Genomic DNA, 245 nt, shown 5'->3' on the forward strand with positions numbered 1-245 from the left:
CACTCTTATCGACTGTTGAATTTAGAAGAAACAGTAGCAGTGTCCAAGTCGGGGCTGTAGCTCAGCTGGTTAGAGCACCGTGTTGATAACGCGGGGGTCGTTGGTTCGAGTCCAACCAGCCCTACCAGTATGTCTTTAGATATACCTTGGGGGATTAGCTCAGCTGGGAGAGCACCTGCTTTGCAAGCAGGGGGTCGTCGGTTCGATCCCGTCATCCTCCACCACTCTACTTAACTCTTGAAAGT

Annotated in this window: 2 tRNA genes; both read left to right on the forward strand. The window is 51.4% G+C overall.

Annotation, left to right across the window (positions count from 1 at the left end):
- The first annotated feature begins 50 nt into the window (after positions 1 to 50).
- Positions 51 to 127 (forward strand) — tRNA-Ile (locus F1609_RS33995).
- Between the two features lie 21 nt (positions 128 to 148).
- Positions 149 to 224, forward strand: a tRNA-Ala gene (locus tag F1609_RS34000).
- Positions 225 to 245 lie beyond the last annotated feature (21 nt).

The sequence above is a fragment of the Massilia aquatica genome, assembly GCF_011682045.1.
In the GTDB taxonomy this organism is placed as follows: domain Bacteria; phylum Pseudomonadota; class Gammaproteobacteria; order Burkholderiales; family Burkholderiaceae_D; genus Telluria_A; species Telluria_A aquatica.